Below are 14,799 nucleotides of genomic sequence, written 5' to 3' on the forward strand. Positions count from 1 at the left end.
GCGGGTGGGAGGGGCCCGTCGGGGGAGGCGCCGCGGCGGGGCCGACGGATACTCTGAGACCATGAGCTCCGCACCTGAGAAGAACACTCCCACCGCCGCGCCCGGTACCGGCCCGTCCGAGGGCGGTGCGGACGCGGCCGCGCCGATCCGCGTCGCCATCGTGGACGACCAGCCGATGGTCCGCGAGGGCTTCTCGGCCATCCTCGCAGCGCAGCCGGACATGGAGGTGGTGGGCACCGCCGCCGACGGGTTCCAGGCCGTCCGCCTCGCCCAGTCCAGCCCCCTGGACGTCATCCTCATGGACATCCGCATGCCGCAGATGGACGGGCTCGAGGCGATGCGCCGCATCTTCGCGGAGCACGGCGCCGATGCCGACGCCCCGCGCATCATCATCCTCACGACGTTCGATGCGGACGACTATGTGTTCACCGCCCTGCGCGACGGCGCCAGCGGCTTCCTCCTCAAGGACGCCGCCGTGCCGGAGCTCCTCAACGCCGTCCGCGTGGTGCACGAAGGAGGGGCTCTGCTCGCGCCGAGCATCACCCAGCGGGTCATCGCCGACTATGCCGCGGACCCGGAGCGGAAGTGGACCCCGTCGGACGACTCCGGTCAGCCCCGCTCCGACGCTGCTGCCGCGTACGACACCCTCACCGAGCGGGAGCAGGGTGTGCTCCAGCTGATCGCCGCGGGCCGGTCCAACGCCGAGATCGGCGCCGAGCTCTTCCTCGCCGAACCGACCGTGAAGACGCACGTGTCGCGGATCCTGCAGAAGCTGGATCTGCGCGACCGCACGCAGATCGTCGTGTTCGCGTACGAGAACGGCCTGGTCCGCAGCGCCGGGCGGTGACCGGGGGCCGGGTCAGGCGGCCGGGCGCTGCTATGCGGCGCTGGCGGCTGCGGCTGGGCCGACGGGGGCGTCGGTGATCGTCGCGGTGTCGATGACGAAGCGGAAGTGCACATCGCCTGTGACCACGCGCTCGTACGCCTCGTCGATCTGCTCAGCGCTGATGACCTCGATCTTCGCAGCCAGGCCGTGCTCCGCGCAGAAGTCGAGGGTCTCCTGCGTCGCGGCGATGCCGCCGATGTTGGAGCCGGCGAGGACCTTGGAGTTGCCGATGACCGCGCCGGCCGGCAGCGGCAGGCCCTCGGGTGGCAGGCCCACGAGCACCATGGCGCCTCGCGGCTTCAGCAGGCCCAGGTAGTCCTTCAGCTCGAATGCGGCGGAGACGGTGTTGAGGATGAAGTCGAATTCGCCGCGGTGATTCGCGAAGAAGTCGGGATCCTCCGCGGTGGCCGCGAGGCGGTTCGCGCCGAGGGCGAGCGCGTCGGCCTCCTTGGCGCGGGTGCGGGACAGGACGGTGACATCGGCGCCCTTCGCAGCGGCGATCTGGACGCCCATGTGGCCGAGCCCGCCGAGACCGACGACGGCGACCTTGTCGCCCTCCTTCACGTCCCAGTGGGTGATGGGGTTGTAGGTGGTGATGCCGGCACACAGCAGCGGCGCGGCTTCGAGGAACTCGAGCTTCTCGGGGATGCGGACGGCGAAGCGTTCGTTGACCACGATCTTCTCGGAGTATCCGCCCTGGGTGATGGTGCCGTCGACGTCTTCGGAGTTGTAGGTTCCGGTGGCGCCGTTGAGGCAGAACTGTTCGTTGTCCTCGCGGCACTGCTCGCAGTCGCCGCAGGAGTTGACGAGGCAGCCCACTCCGACGCGGTCGCCGACCTTCCATCGGGTCACGTCCGCGCCGACCTCGCTGACGACGCCGGCGATCTCGTGGCCGACGGTGAGCGGGAAGTGCGCCCGGCCCCACTCGTTGGTGATGGTGTGGATGTCGCTGTGGCACACGCCGGCAGCCTTGATGTCGATGACGATGTCGTCGGCGCGGGGGTCGCGGCGTTCGATCTCGGCGACGTCGAAGGGCTGATCGGGTCCGGTCTTCTGCAGGGCTTTCACGGTGAAGGTCATGCCGCCAGGGTAGCGACGCGGCCTGGAGGTTCGGCGGGCTACCGGTGCAGGTCGCGCGGCACGTCGACATGCTGCGTGACCCAGGTGTGCATGACGATGGCGGCGGCGTGCCCCACGTTGATGGAGCGGGTGGAGCCGAACTGGGAGATCCCGACGATGGCCGATGCGGCTCTGAGGATCTCGGGGCTCACTCCCCCGCCCTCCTCACCGAACACGAGGACGCTGCTGGCGGGCAGCGGGGTGTGCTCGAGCGGCACGGCGCCGTCGACGTTGTCGATCGCGATGATCTCGCGGCCCGCGCTGCGCGCCCAGGCGATGAACTCTTCAGGCGTGGGGTGGTGGTGTTCGTGTTGGTAGCGGTCGGTGACCATGGCGCCGCGGCGGTTCCAGCGGCGTCGGCCGACGATGTGGAACGCGGCCACGCCCATGGCGTTCGCAGTGCGGACGATGGAGCCGATGTTGAAGTCGTGCTCCACGTTCTCGATCGCAATGTGCAGGTCGTTGCGGGTGGCGCGGTCGAGCTCGGCCACGATGGCGTCGCGCCGCCAGTAGCGGAAGCGATCGGGGACGTTGCGTCGGTCCCCGTGGGCGAGGAGGTCCGGGTCGAGGCGGGGATCCGTCGGCCAGGGCTCCGGGTGCGGGCCCACGCCGACCGCCGGCCGGCCCGGGGAGGCCGACGTCGCAGGGGCTGCCGGGGCGGTGCGCTCCGCCGGCTGAGCCGGTGCGGCGGGCGCCGCCGGGTCAGCGGGGCCGACGGGGTCGCTGGCGCTCACTGGTCCTTCTTGAGCTCTTCGAGGTGCTTCTCGTCCGGGTCCGGCAGGCCCGCGGCGCGGCGCTTGCGCTCACGCATGATCAGCTTGACGAGGATCCACAGGCACACCAGCACGACGAGCACGTAGCAGACCTTGGAGAAGATGTCGGTGTACGGCTCGATGACCTGCCAGCGGGAGCCGAGGTAGTAGCCGAAGGCGATGAAGATCGCGTTCCAGATCGCGGAGCCGGCGGCGGTGAGCAGGGTGAACACACCGAACGGCATGGCGAACATGCCGGCGGGCACGGAGATCAGGGAGCGGATGCCGGGGATGAAGCGTCCGAGGAACACGGCGGTCTTGCCGTGCTTCTGCATGAACTCGTCGGTCTTCTGGAAGTCCTTGGCGTTGATCAGCGGCAGACGGATGAAGATCTCGCGGGTTCGCTCCGGGCCGAGGGCGCGGCCGATGCCGTACAGGATGTACGCGCCGAGCACGGACCCGATCACGGACCAGATGAGGATGCCGATGTAGGTGTGTTCGCCGCGGCCGGCGGAGACGCCGCCGAGCGGGAGGATCACTTCGGAGGGGATCGGCGGAAAGACGCATTCGAGGAGGAGAAGCAGGGCAACGCCCGGCCCGCCGAGCGTCCCCATGGTGTTCACGGCCCAGTCAATGATGTTCACTCCGGCAATCCTACGCACCTCCCCCGACGACCCGGCCGGCCTCCACGAGTTCTGCACGTCGTCTGCGCGAACGGGTGACGAACCCGACTGGAGGGTGGGCAGGAGCGGGGGCCGACGGATGCGGGGATGAGGGGCGACGGACTCCCCAGACGGGCACGGATCCGCCGCATTCAGTAGGAATGCGACGGTCGGAGGGTTACCGTACTGTTATGACTTTCAATCCGAATGCCAACATCGGCTCAGGGAACGTGGGCCGCGCCGGCGGTGGCGGCGGATTCGGGGGCGGCGGACTGCCCCTGGGCCCGCTCATGATGCTGGGCGGCGGTGGCGGCGGCACCATTGTGCTGATCATCCTGTTCCTCCTGTTCTCCGGCATGTTCAGCGGGGGCGGCGGTGGCGGCCAGGAGCAGCAGAGCGCCCAGGGAGGGGCCCTGGAGCACTGCCAGACCGGCAAGGACGCCAACGAGAAGGACGACTGCTACGTCCAGGCCGTGGTGGAGACTGCGGACGCGTTCTGGCAGCAGGAGGCGAAGTCCGCCGGCTTCACCTGGAAGGAGCCGCAGGGCCGAGTCTTCTCCGGCAGCGTCAGCACCGGCTGCGGCGCCGCCTCCTCGGACACCGGCCCGTTCTACTGCCCGGCCGATTCCACGATCTACGTGGACGTGTCGTTCTTCGATGAGCTCTCCAGCCGCTTCGGCGCGAACCAGGGGCAGCTCGCGAAGGCCTACGTGGTGGCGCACGAGTACGGCCACCACATCCAGAACCTCGACGGCACGATGAACCGCATCAACCGTCGTGATACGGGCCCGAAGTCCGACCAGGTGGCGCTCGAGCTGCAGGCCGACTGCTACGCCGGTGTCTGGGCCCGCAATGCTGTGGAGACGAAGGACCCGGACGGCAACCGCTACATGGAGCCGCTCACCGAGCAGGATGTGAAGGACGCCCTCTCGGCCGCCTCCGCGGTGGGCGATGACCACATTCAGGGGGAGGTCGCCGGCGGTAGGGTTCAGCCCGATACGTGGACGCACGGCTCCAGTGAGAAGCGCCAGCAGTGGTTCATCACCGGCTACAACGAAGGCTCCTACGGCGCCTGCGACACGTTCAGCAACCGCGGCTGACCCACAGCGGCAGCGGGAGCGGACCCCGCAGCCCGATTCGGATTGACGAAGCGCCCCGTCGGATCATCTCCGGCGGGGCGCTTTCTCATGCGCACACACCTGCGCCGGCGGCACGGGCGCAGGGGGAGCAGGCCTGGTCGCTGGCGAGTCTGAGGTCAGAGCCCGAGTTCGGACAGTTCGTAGGCGTAGATGTAGTCGTAGCCGGCGTCGGTGACGGCACGGCGGGACTCCTCGGAGCGGTGCATGATGACGGCGACCGCGCGGATGTCCGCACCCTCCTGTTCGAGCGCCTCGGTGGCGGTGAGCACCGATCCGCCGGTGGTGGAGGTGTCCTCCACGGCGATGACGGGGCGCCCCTGCACACCGGGGCCCTCGATGCGGCGCTGCAGACCGTGCGCCTTGTTCGCCTTGCGCACCACGAACGCATCCAGCGGGTCACCGGTGAGGGACCCCGCGGCGGACAGCGCCGCGGACGCGTGCATGATGGACGTGGCGACGGGGTCGGCACCGAGGGTGAGGCCGCCGACGGCCTCCACCGTCCCCAGCAGGCCCTGGGATTCGAAGAGGTCCAGCATCACGCGGCCCACGAGCGGGGCTGCTTCGTGGTGGAGGGTGATGCGGCGCAGGTCGATGTAGAAATCGGCCTCCTTGCCGGAGGACAGGGTGACGCGCTGGTGGACCACGGCGAGTTCGCCGATGAGGTCGAGCAGGCGGGCGCGAGCGGTTTCAGAGGAGACGGTGAAGGGGCTGTTGGTGACCATGCCCCCAGTCTAAGCGGCGCGACTGCCTCAACGGCGGGGCTTGTCGCCGCGGCCCCCGTCGGCCTCCGGGGCGTCCCACCACGGCATCCGCAGGCGGCGCAGCGCACTGCCAGTGCGGGCGGTGCGCAGCTTGCGTTCGTTCAGGCGGCGCGACCATCCCGGCCCCGTCAGCCGACGGATCAGCGGCCGCGGCATGATCCGGGAGATCTCCGAGGCAGTCCGGTACTTCAGCGACGGGATCGACAGCACCTCCCCCTTCGCGCTGTCCTTCAGCGCCTGCTCCACCACGTACGGGGCCTTCAGCCAGGTGACGCGGGGCAGGCCCTGCACATCGATCGCGGCGCGCTCATGGAACTCCGTCTCCACGAACCCCGGCAGCAGCGCAGTCGCGGTCACCCCCGTGCCCTCCAGTTCGAGAGCGAGCGCTTCGGTGAACACGGTGACCCAGCTCTTGGCGGCGGCGTACGTGCCGGCGGCGGTGTATCCGGCGAGGGAGGACACGTTGATGATGGCGCCGCGGCCGCGCTGCATCATCGAGTTCGCGGCCGTGTGCGAGAGCACCAGCACCGCCCTGACCAGGAGGTCCAGCTGGATCTCGTGCTCCTCGACGTCCGTGGCGAGGAACTCGGTGTGCAGGCCGTAGCCGGCGTTGTTCACCAGCAGATCGATCGGAGTGACCGGGTCGGTGAGGCGCCGCGCCGCGCGGTCGAGCCCGTCGCGGTCCGACAGGTCCACCGCGAGGGTGCTGACGCGGACGTCGTGGAGGGATTCGATCTGTGCAGCGACAGCGTCCAGGCGTTCGGCGTTGCGGGCGACCAGCACCAGATCGTGCTCGAGCCCGGCCAACTGCCAGGCGAATTCGAGACCGAGGCCGGAAGTGGCGCCGGTGATCAGTGCTCGAGTCATAGCGCCACTGTAGACCGCGATGCTCACCGGGGTCCGAGGAATCGGCCACCCGCCGCCCGTAGACTGGCCCGCATGCGCATCGCTTCGTGGAACATCAACTCACTGCGCGCCCGCATGGGCCGCCTGCTGGACGTGCTGGACACCCGGCAGATCGACGCCGTCGCCCTTCAGGAGATCAAGGCGAAGCCCGAACAGCTGGACCTCGCCGAGCTCGAGGCCCGCGGCTACGAGGTGGCGGCGCACGGACTCAACCAGTGGAACGGTGTCGCGATCGTGTCCCGCGTGGGTCTGGAGGATGTGGAGATCGGCCTGCCGGACATGCCGGAGTACGATGGCGTCGCCGAAGCCCGCGCCATCACCGCGACCGTCGGCGGGGTGCGCCTGACCTCCCTGTACATCCCCAACGGCCGGGAGATCGACCACGCGCACTACGACTACAAGCTGGAGTTCCTGGACTGCCTCACCGAGCATGGGCGCTCTCTGTTGGCGAAGGACCCGTCGGCCCCCATCGTGTTCGCCGGTGACTTCAACGTCGCGCCGACGGATGCCGACGTGTGGGATCCGTCGTTCTTCGAGGGGAAGACCCACGTGACACCGCCCGAGCGCCGCCGCATCCGGGCGCTGGAGGAGGCGGGGTTCCGCGACGCCACCCGCGACTGGCTGGACGCGCCCGGCACGTTCACGTACTGGGACTACACCTCTCGCCGCTTCCAGAAGAAGCAGGGCATGCGGATCGACTTCCTGTTCTCCTCACCGGCGGTGCATGAGGCCGCCACCGGCGCAATGATCGACACGGAGGAGCGCGCCCAGAAGGGCACCAGCGATCACGCGCCGATCATCCTCGACGTCTCGCTGTGAGCGAGCTGCTTGGCGCGGTCCAGCGCCAGCATGGATGACTCGATGAGGTCGTCGTCGGCGCCGCCGGCGATACGGAGGTCGAGCGCGCGGCTGAACGCGTTCTCCGCTTCGGTGAAGCTGCCGGCGACGAACAGCGCCTTGCCGAGGTGCTGCCACATGACGGCTTCGAGCGCGCCGCCGCGGGTCTCGTCCACGAGCTGGTGGTAGGCGGCGACCGCCCAGTCGGTGTCGCCCTGGTCCCGGTGGGCGTCCGCGAGGAGGGCGCGGTAGCGGAGGTTCGACGGGTTCTCGGCGCTGAGCTCCATCAGCAGCTGTTCGGCACGGTCCGGGTGACCGGTCCAGAGCGCTTCGACGGCGTCACGGGCGGGGTCGGCGGCGTAGTGGGCGCGGAATGCGGCGAGGTCGTTGATGACGGGCAGAAGCGTGCGGACATCGATGTACCAGCCGCATGCCGCAATGGGCTGGGCGGGGATCTCTGAGGTCACGGGTGGCTCCTTCGCTGAATCCTTGATCCGAACGGACCGGGAGCGGATGACGGGGGTGTATCAGCGCGGCAACGCGGACGTCCTCCATTGTGCGGCGCTGTGATCCAATGCACAAGACCCTGTGACCCGATGGTTACCTGACAGTCGTATGGAGATGGGGATGGGGTGGAGGCATCGGGACGTCCGTCCCCCATCCCACTTGTCCCCATCCCGGGCCCGCCCCTGGCCCGGTGCCGGCGGCTCCCGTTCGATGGGGACATGAGCGTTTTCCCCACCCACCCGCACAGATCACAGCCGACGGCGGCCGTGGTCGACCTGCCGCCCGACCTGAGGCAGTCGGCGATCGACCATGCTGAGGCGGCGCAGATGCGCGTGGTGACCGAACCCCAGCCCGGCTGCGCCGTCGTCCTCACCGGACTGACGGGGCTGGCGAACCTCAGCTCCGCCGCCGGGTCCGCATCGCTCGCCTCGCCTGACGCGCCGGTGATCGTGCTGACCTCGACTGCTCCCCGCGCCGCTGATTGGCGCCGCGCCCTGGACGCCGGGGCGGCGAGCCTCCGGATCCTCCCCGGCGAATCCGCTGACCTGCTCGCAGACCTCGCGGGCGCATCCCGCCGGCCCGGCCGCGGCGCGATCATCACCGTTGTACCCGGGTCCGGCGGCGCCGGTGCCACATCCCTCGCTGCACGTCTCGCCGGGGCGGCTGCCCGCACGGGCAGGCCCGTCACCCTCGTGGATGCGGACCCGTCGGGGCCGGGGATGGAGCACGTCATCGGCGCCGCCCACGTCCCCGGCGCCCACTGGCCGGACTTCGCAGACGCGGATGCCGCGGCCGGGTCCGCGATCCGCTCCGCCCTGCCGCAGATCGACGGGATCCACCTGCTGACCGGGCCTGTGCCGGCGGCGGCCACCGTCGGCCGGATCCTCACCGCGCTCACCAGCGTGGACGGCTTCGTGGTGGTCGATGCGGGGCTCGGCATCGCCGCGGAGATCGCGCCGCTCAGCCGCGAGGTGCTCATGGTGGTGCACGCCCGTGACCTCGCTGTTCGCTCGGCTGTGCGGCGCGCGGAGCAGCTGCGGGAGGCGGCACCGTCGATGGGGATCGCTGTGCGCCGCCATGGCGATGTGGGGGTGCGGGATGTGCGCGCGGACCTGGACCTGCCGGTGGCGATGTCGTTCCGCGACAGCCGCCCCGGCGTGCAGCCCGTGGTGGATGTGCGCCGCGGCGGGGCCGATGCCGCCTGCGCGGCGTTCTGGTCGTCATGGGAGGCACGGTCATGACCGATCTGCTGTCGTTGGTGCACGCGGACCTGCTCGCCCACCCGGGCGAGGTTGATGTGGCGCGGGTGGCCCGGGTACTGGAGGAGAACGGCCAGGTGCGCGGCCCGCAGAGCCTGCTGGAGGTCACCGCGGAGCTGCGCGACCACATCAGTGGCCTCGGCCCGCTGCAGCCGCTGGCCGCCCCCGGCGTCACCGACATCCTCGTCAACGCCGACGGCACCGTCTGGACCGACTCCCCCGACGGTCTGAAGCGCGCTGACCTGCGCCTGGGCCGGGACGAGGCCCGGCAGCTCGCGGTGCGGCTCGCCACGATCGGTGGGCGCCGCCTCGATGACGCGATGCCGTGGGCGGATGCGCAGCTGCCCGGCGGGATCCGCATGCACGCTGTGCTGCCGCCGCTGAGCGCCGGCGGGGCCGTTATCTCGCTGCGCCTGGCCGCCGCCACTCCCCTGTCGTTGGATGCGCTGGAGGCGACGGGCACACTGCACCCGTCGGCTCGCACCCTGCTGGAGCGGATCATCGACCGGCGCTGCGCGTTCCTGATCTCCGGCGGCACCGGGACGGGGAAGACGACTCTGCTGTCCGCAATGCTGGCGCGCGTCGGCCCCGAGGAGCGGATTGTGATCGTGGAGGATGCCTCCGAACTGGAGCCGAACCACCCGCACACGGTGCATCTGCAGGCACGGCACGCGAATGCGGAGGGCGCCGGCGAGGTGGGGCTCGGGATGCTCGTCCGGCAGTGCCTGCGGATGCGGCCGGACCGGATCGTGGTGGGCGAATGCCGCGGTGAGGAGATCCGTGAACTGCTGCAGGCGCTGAACACGGGCCATGAGGGCGGCTGCGGCACGCTGCATGCGAACACGGCGGCAGATGTGCCGGCGCGTCTGGAGGCGCTCGGGTCGCTCGCGGGGCTGACGGACCGTGCTCTGAGCGCGCAGGTGCTGTCCGCGATCGACCTCGTGCTGCACATGCGCCGCGACGGCGCGCACCGAGTGCTGGATTCGGTCGCGATCCTCTGCCGCGGGGCCGACGGGCGCCTCACCAGTGAGTTGGCAGCATGGTTCACCGGGGACAATGCGCGGTTCTTCCCGGCGTTCGACCAGATCGAGGCGAGGCTGCGATGACTGCGGCGCGTGCTTCGGTCCCCGTCGGCCCCGCTCGGCTCGACCGCCCTGCCCAGGTCGACCGCGCGGTCCGGCGCGCCCGCCCGGCCCGAGGCGCGAATCCCGCGCCGGCGGAGCTGACGGCCCTGCTCGACCAGGTGTCCATGGTGCTGCAGGGCGGCATCGCACCGTCGCGCGCCTGGGCTGCCGTCGCCGCCGCGCAGGAGGCGGAGGCGCCGAAGGCTCTCGCGCAGCGGATCGCTCTCGGCGCCGTTCCCGACGGCGACGACCCGCACCTGCGGGCCCTGGCGCTCTGTCTGCGCATCAGCGCCACCAGCGGCGCGGCGGCGAGCAGTCTGCTGCTGCACCTCGCGGGTTCCCTGCGGGACCTGGCCGATGCAGAGCGCGCCCGCGACAGCGCGTTCGCCGGCCCGAAGGCGACGGCGCGGATCCTGATGGCGCTGCCGCTGGCGGCGCTCGTGCTCGGATTCGCGCTCGGCGCGGACCCGCTCAGTGTTCTGTTCGGCTCCCCCGCCGGTCTCGGTCTGCTGGCGCTCGGAGGGACGCTGACCGCCGCGGGCTGGTGGTGGATGCTGCGCCTTCTGCACGTGGCCCGGGGGACGGTTCCGCACGTGGACCCCAGCATCATCCTGGATGTTCTGGCCGCCGTGATCGAAGCGGGGTCACCGCTCGCGCACGCGCTGCGAGCAGTGGGCCGCGCGCTGGGCGATAAACCGCCCGGCCCGGAACTGGTCCGCGCGGGGCTCGCCCTCGAACAGGGAGTCGCCGCGACGGTTGCGCTGTCCCGGTTGGGCGGCGAGCTCGCCTCGATCCGCTCCACCGCTATCCTCGCGCACGCAACGGGTGCGCAGCTGGCGCCGCTTCTGCGGATGCAGGCTCGGGACCTGCGGCGCTCCCGCGCCCGCGATGCGGAAGCGGCGGCGGCGCGGCTCGCCGTCCGGCTCGTCCTGCCGACGGGGGTCGCGATCCTGCCCGCGTTCGTGGCGCTCGGCATCGTCCCGATCATCATCGACCTGCTCACCGCCGATCTGGGCCTGATCCTCGGCGGCGGGTAGCCCACCCACCGCTGGCTCCGTCGGCCCCCACCGGCGCACCCGTCGGCCTCCCTCCTGCGCCCCCGACGGCCCCGTCGGCCTCCCGCCTGCAGCGCCGGCAACCCCCGCCCCTCTCCCCCGCTGTCTCCGGGCCGCCCGGCCCGGTTGGAGAAAGAAGGAGAAACCATGTCCACCACCACGATCCGCCGACGCATGAACCGCACAATCGGCACCCTGCGCGCCCGACTCGCCCGTGAGGACGGCGCCACGACCGCGGAATACGCCATCACTCTTCTCGCCGCCTGCGGGTTCGCGGCTGTGCTGGTCGCACTGCTGCGGTCCGAGGAGGTGCAGAGCCTGCTGATGGGCATCGTCACCAGTGCCCTGGGAATGGGCGGCTGATGATGACGGCACTTCGCGGCGAGCGCGGTGCCGTCACGGCGGAGACGGCTGTGGTGCTCACGGTCGTCTCCGCCCTCCTCCTGCTGATCGCGCAGGTGGGGGCAGTGATGGCCGACGGCGCCCGCCTGCACGACGGCGCCTCCGCGACTGCGCGCGCCGCTATGCGCGGCGAGGACGATCCGGCGCGTGATGGCCGTGCCGTCGCCGGGGACGGCGCTCAGTTCAGCGTGTCGCGGTCCGGTGACCTCGTGACGGTGCGGGCAACGAAGGAGCACCGCCTCGCCGGTGGGCTGCTCGGCGGCCTCAGCCTGACGCTGAGGTCGGAGGCGACGGCGCGCCTGGAACCGCATCTGGCACCGGGTGGTGCACCGTGACGCCCCGCCGGCCCGCGAGCGCCGCTCCTGTTGGAGCGCGCCGCCGCGTGATCGGGCGGTGCGGCTCGGAGGAGGGATCGGCACCGGCAGCGATGCTGACGTGGTGCTCCATCGCGTCGCTGCTGCTCGCCCTCGTGGTCATGCTCGGCCAGGTGCACATCGCCCATGCCCGTGCGCAGGGTGCGGCAGATCTGGCGGCGCTCTCGGGCGCGGACGCGGCCGCTGTTGGGGCCGACGGGTGCTCCACTGCGGCCATGATCGCGCACGCGAACGGGGCGGATGTGCTCTCCTGCAGCAGCGACGGTCAGGACGTCGTCATCGAGGTGCGGCTCCCTGCGGGACGGATCGGATCCGCGCGCGCCATCGCCCGTGCCGGTCCCGCACCCACCGGCGCCGAGCGCTCTGGTTAGGGTGGAAGGCAGATCCCCGATTCTGGGACAGGACGTGAGCAGCGAACCAGCATCCGCCCAGTTCACTCCGCCTCCAATGGTCCACGCCATCACGGGGCACCTCTTCACCGGCGCGATCAAGGGCGTCATCATCATCGGTGTGCTGTGGGCGGCCAGGGTGGTCGGTCTGGTCCCGCGTTCGTCCCTGGACTCGATCATCGGTTTCGTCGCCATGATGGTCCTCGTGGGCGAGACGGCCCGGCGGGTCGTGGGGGGCTGGCCCGACGGGTTGCGCGGCTAGTCCGACGGCACGCGGTCGAGCAGAGCCCGCAGCAGCCGCACCGCCCCCGCCTTCGACAGCGGCTCGTTGCCGTTGCCGCACTTCGGGGACACCACGCAGGCGGGGCACCCGTCGGCGCAGCGGCATGACTCGATGAGGTCCGCCGTCGCCGAGAGCCACGACTGCGCCGTCGCGTAGCCGCGCTCGGCGAAGCCCGCACCACCGGGGGCGCCGTCGTACACGAAGATTGCGGGCCCGCCCACATCCGGGTGGTGGGCGCTCGACAGCCCGCCGAGGTCCCACCGGTCGCAGGTGGCGAGCAGCGGCAGCAGGGAGATCTGCGCATGCTCCGCGGCATGCAGCGCGCCCGGCAGGTCCGCCGCCTCGATCCCCGCCGCCTCCGTCAGGGCCGACGGGATCTCGAACCACACCGCCGCGGTCTGCAGCGTGCGCGGCGGCAGGTCCAGATTCCGGTTCGCGATCACGGCGGAGGTGTAGATGTCCCGTACCTGATACCCGGTGACCTGACTGGTGACGTCCACGCGGCCTGTGCACACCTGCACCTCGCCCCAGCGCACAGAGTCGCGCACCTGTCGGATCGTCAGCGACGTCTGCGACTGCGGGTGCGTGGTGTGCGGCGGCGCTTCCCGGTGCACCATCGCCACGTTCGCATCCGCATCGAGCCGGTCCACCACGAAGCTGACGCCCTGGTGCAGGTACACCGCGCCGTCATGCACGTGCGTGTGCGCGGAGCCGCCGTCCACAGTGCCGATCAGCTGCCCCGTCTCCGAATCCACGATCCTGACGGGCTCCCCGCCGCTGCCGCGCAGGTCCGTGAGGTCGTGCGCGTTCGCATCCAGCGTCCAGAACCAGCCCGATGCTCGCCGTCGCAGCACGCGCCGCGCCGCGAGTTCGTCGAGGAGCTCCCGCGCCGTCGGCCCGAACACGTGCTCCTCCCCGTCCCGGATCGGCAGCTCGGACGCGGCCGCCGCCAGGTGCGGGGAGAGCACGTACGGGTTCTCCGGGTCGAACACGGCCGCTTCCACGTCCTGATCCAGGATCGTGTCCGGGTGGGTGGCCACGTACTGGTCCAGGGGGTCGTCGCGCGCCACGAACAGGGCGAGGCCGCCGTCGGCCCCGCTGGCGGAGGAGCGGCCCACGCGCCCGAACTGCTGGAACAGGGAGGCGCGGGTGCCGGGCCACCCCGTCACCACCACGGCGTCGAGCCCGGCGATGTCGATGCCGAGCTCCAGGGCGTTGGTGGAGGCGAGGCCCCGCAGGTCGCCGCTGCGCAGCCGCTGTTCGAGGGCGCGGCGCTCCTCCGGCAGGTAGCCGCCGCGGTAGGCCGCCACCACTCGGCCGGCGTCGGGCCGGCGGCTCTCCAGGATCCGCTGGGCGGTGCGCGCCACCAGTTCGCTGGAGCGGCGGGCGCGGGTGAACACGAGGGTCTGCGCCCCGGCATCCACGAGGTCGGCGAGGAGCCCGCCCGCTTCGGCGGGTGGTGACGCATCCGCGGGCGGCTGCCAGAACGCGATGGTGCGGCCCGCATGCGGGGACCCGTCGGCCGTGACGGCGGTGACGGACTCCCCTGTGAGGCGGGAGGCGGAGGCCGACGGGGCCGCGGAGGTGGCGGAGGCGAGGATGAACGTGGGGTTCGCGCCGTAGTGGCGGGCGATGCGCTGCAGGCGGCGCATCACCATGGCGGTGTGGGCGCCGAAGACGCCGCGGTACACGTGGCATTCGTCGATGATGATGTAGCGCAGCGCCCGCAGGGTGTGCACCCAGTGCTCGTGACCGGGCAGGATCCCGAAGTGCAGCATGTCCGGGTTGGTGAGGATGAGGTTGGCGTGGCTGCGGATCCAGCGGCGCTCCTCGCTCGGGGTGTCGCCGTCGAACGTGGCGGCGCGGACCTCGGGCATGCCGGCGTCGCGGGCCAGGGTCCGGACCGAATGCAGCTGGTCCTGCGCGAGCGCCTTCGTGGGCGCAATGTAGAGGGCGGTGGCGCGCTTCGCCTCCGAGCGGGGCGCCGCGAGCGCCGTCAGCACCGGCATCAGGTAGGCGAGTGACTTCCCGGACGCGGTGGAGGTGGCGATCACGCAGTGGCGGCCGGCGCGGGCGAACTCGGCGGCTTCCGTCTGGTGGGTGTAGGGCTCGCGGACGCCGCGGTCCTGCAGAGCGAGGACGAGCCGGGGGTCGATCCAGCGGGGCCAGGGTGCGTGCTGGGCGGCCCGGCCGGGCATGCGTTCGAGACGGAGGAGGCTCTCCGCCCGATCGATGGGTCCCGTTATCCGCTCAACGAGCTGTGCCGCGGTTGTCATTGCCGCACAATGGTAGTCATGAGCCATCCATCTCACCCCGCGTCGAGCGCGAACTCACCCCGTGACCC

The 14,799-nt window shown here is 71.2% G+C and carries 17 protein-coding genes; 10 read left to right on the forward strand and 7 right to left on the reverse strand.

All coding sequences use genetic code 11. The annotated features are described in order from the left end of the window. The first annotated feature begins 61 nt into the window (after positions 1-61). Complete coding sequence (locus MHY20_RS10595; RefSeq protein WP_183376205.1) at positions 62-847, forward strand: response regulator transcription factor; 786 nt, start codon at positions 62-64, stop codon at positions 845-847. A 30-nt stretch (positions 848-877) separates the two neighbouring features. Here the strand turns inward: MHY20_RS10595 and MHY20_RS10600 are convergent, their stop codons facing one another. The 3 genes from MHY20_RS10600 to MHY20_RS10610 form a co-directional block, all read right to left on the reverse strand. Continuing rightward, positions 878-1,966, reverse strand: a complete 1,089-nt coding sequence (locus MHY20_RS10600) for an NAD(P)-dependent alcohol dehydrogenase (protein ID WP_183376203.1) — start codon at positions 1,964-1,966, stop codon at positions 878-880. A 38-nt stretch (positions 1,967-2,004) separates the two neighbouring features. Then, a complete protein-coding gene (locus MHY20_RS10605) occupies positions 2,005-2,613 on the reverse strand; it encodes a TrmH family RNA methyltransferase (protein ID WP_239376714.1) in 609 nt (202 codons plus the stop codon). Positions 2,614-2,735: 122 nt separating this feature from the next. Beyond that, positions 2,736-3,401: a DedA family protein gene (locus MHY20_RS10610; protein ID WP_183376199.1), complete on the reverse strand. Its 666-nt coding sequence runs from the start codon at positions 3,399-3,401 to the stop codon at positions 2,736-2,738. 209 nt (positions 3,402-3,610) lie between these two features. Here MHY20_RS10610 and MHY20_RS10615 point away from each other — a divergent pair, with 209 nt between their 5' ends. Further along, the gene (locus MHY20_RS10615) at positions 3,611-4,519 is read left to right on the forward strand and encodes a neutral zinc metallopeptidase (RefSeq protein ID WP_183376197.1); all 909 of its coding nucleotides are present in this window, start codon (positions 3,611-3,613) and stop codon (positions 4,517-4,519) included. A gap of 155 nt (positions 4,520-4,674) precedes the next feature. Here the strand turns inward: MHY20_RS10615 and MHY20_RS10620 are convergent, their stop codons facing one another. Continuing rightward, the gene (locus tag MHY20_RS10620; protein WP_183376195.1) at positions 4,675-5,280 is read right to left on the reverse strand and encodes an orotate phosphoribosyltransferase; all 606 of its coding nucleotides are present in this window, start codon (positions 5,278-5,280) and stop codon (positions 4,675-4,677) included. Positions 5,281-5,307: 27 nt separating this feature from the next. Then, positions 5,308-6,186 carry an SDR family NAD(P)-dependent oxidoreductase gene (locus MHY20_RS10625; RefSeq protein ID WP_183376193.1) on the reverse strand — a complete coding sequence of 293 codons (879 nt, stop codon included), beginning with the start codon at positions 6,184-6,186 and terminating at the stop codon, positions 5,308-5,310. A 72-nt stretch (positions 6,187-6,258) separates the two neighbouring features. Here MHY20_RS10625 and MHY20_RS10630 point away from each other — a divergent pair, with 72 nt between their 5' ends. Continuing rightward, a complete protein-coding gene (locus tag MHY20_RS10630; protein ID WP_239376701.1) occupies positions 6,259-7,044 on the forward strand; it encodes an exodeoxyribonuclease III in 786 nt (261 codons plus the stop codon). Here MHY20_RS10630 and MHY20_RS10635 read toward each other — a convergent pair. Next, positions 7,011-7,529 carry a tetratricopeptide repeat protein gene (locus MHY20_RS10635; RefSeq protein WP_239376703.1) on the reverse strand — a complete coding sequence of 173 codons (519 nt, stop codon included), beginning with the start codon at positions 7,527-7,529 and terminating at the stop codon, positions 7,011-7,013. The two genes, MHY20_RS10630 and MHY20_RS10635, sit on opposite strands and share 34 nt — an antisense overlap. Positions 7,530-7,787: 258 nt before the next feature. Here MHY20_RS10635 and MHY20_RS10640 point away from each other — a divergent pair, with 258 nt between their 5' ends. From MHY20_RS10640 to MHY20_RS10670, 7 genes are all read left to right on the forward strand, one after another. Continuing rightward, positions 7,788-8,810, forward strand: coding sequence for a hypothetical protein (locus tag MHY20_RS10640; protein WP_239376704.1), 1,023 nt, complete (start codon positions 7,788-7,790; stop codon positions 8,808-8,810). After that, positions 8,807-9,934: a TadA family conjugal transfer-associated ATPase gene (locus tag MHY20_RS10645; protein WP_239376705.1), complete on the forward strand. Its 1,128-nt coding sequence runs from the start codon at positions 8,807-8,809 to the stop codon at positions 9,932-9,934. The genes MHY20_RS10640 and MHY20_RS10645 overlap by 4 nt, the downstream gene beginning before the upstream one ends. Continuing rightward, entirely contained in the window at positions 9,931-10,989 is a 1,059-nt protein-coding gene (locus MHY20_RS10650) for a type II secretion system F family protein (RefSeq protein ID WP_239376706.1), read from the forward strand. The genes MHY20_RS10645 and MHY20_RS10650 overlap by 4 nt, the downstream gene beginning before the upstream one ends. A 165-nt stretch (positions 10,990-11,154) precedes the next feature. Continuing rightward, positions 11,155-11,370 (forward strand): DUF4244 domain-containing protein, encoded by a 216-nt coding sequence (locus MHY20_RS10655; protein WP_239376707.1) that lies wholly within the window; start codon positions 11,155-11,157, stop codon positions 11,368-11,370. Beyond that, on the forward strand, positions 11,370-11,744 hold the full coding sequence (locus MHY20_RS10660; RefSeq protein ID WP_239376708.1) for a TadE family type IV pilus minor pilin: 375 nt from the start codon (positions 11,370-11,372) through the stop codon (positions 11,742-11,744). The genes MHY20_RS10655 and MHY20_RS10660 overlap by 1 nt, the downstream gene beginning before the upstream one ends. Positions 11,745-11,791: 47 nt before the next feature. Beyond that, positions 11,792-12,154, forward strand: coding sequence for an Rv3654c family TadE-like protein (locus MHY20_RS10665; protein ID WP_259922605.1), 363 nt, complete (start codon positions 11,792-11,794; stop codon positions 12,152-12,154). A 76-nt stretch (positions 12,155-12,230) separates the two neighbouring features. Continuing rightward, the gene (locus MHY20_RS10670; protein ID WP_239376709.1) at positions 12,231-12,434 is read left to right on the forward strand and encodes a hypothetical protein; all 204 of its coding nucleotides are present in this window, start codon (positions 12,231-12,233) and stop codon (positions 12,432-12,434) included. Here the strand turns inward: MHY20_RS10670 and MHY20_RS10675 are convergent. Next, a complete protein-coding gene (locus MHY20_RS10675) occupies positions 12,431-14,653 on the reverse strand; it encodes a DEAD/DEAH box helicase (protein ID WP_239376710.1) in 2,223 nt (740 codons plus the stop codon). The two genes, MHY20_RS10670 and MHY20_RS10675, sit on opposite strands and share 4 nt — an antisense overlap. Positions 14,654-14,799 lie beyond the last annotated feature (146 nt).

This window comes from Helcobacillus sp. ACRRO, from assembly GCF_022347125.1.
GTDB classification, from domain to species: domain Bacteria; phylum Actinomycetota; class Actinomycetes; order Actinomycetales; family Dermabacteraceae; genus Helcobacillus; species Helcobacillus massiliensis.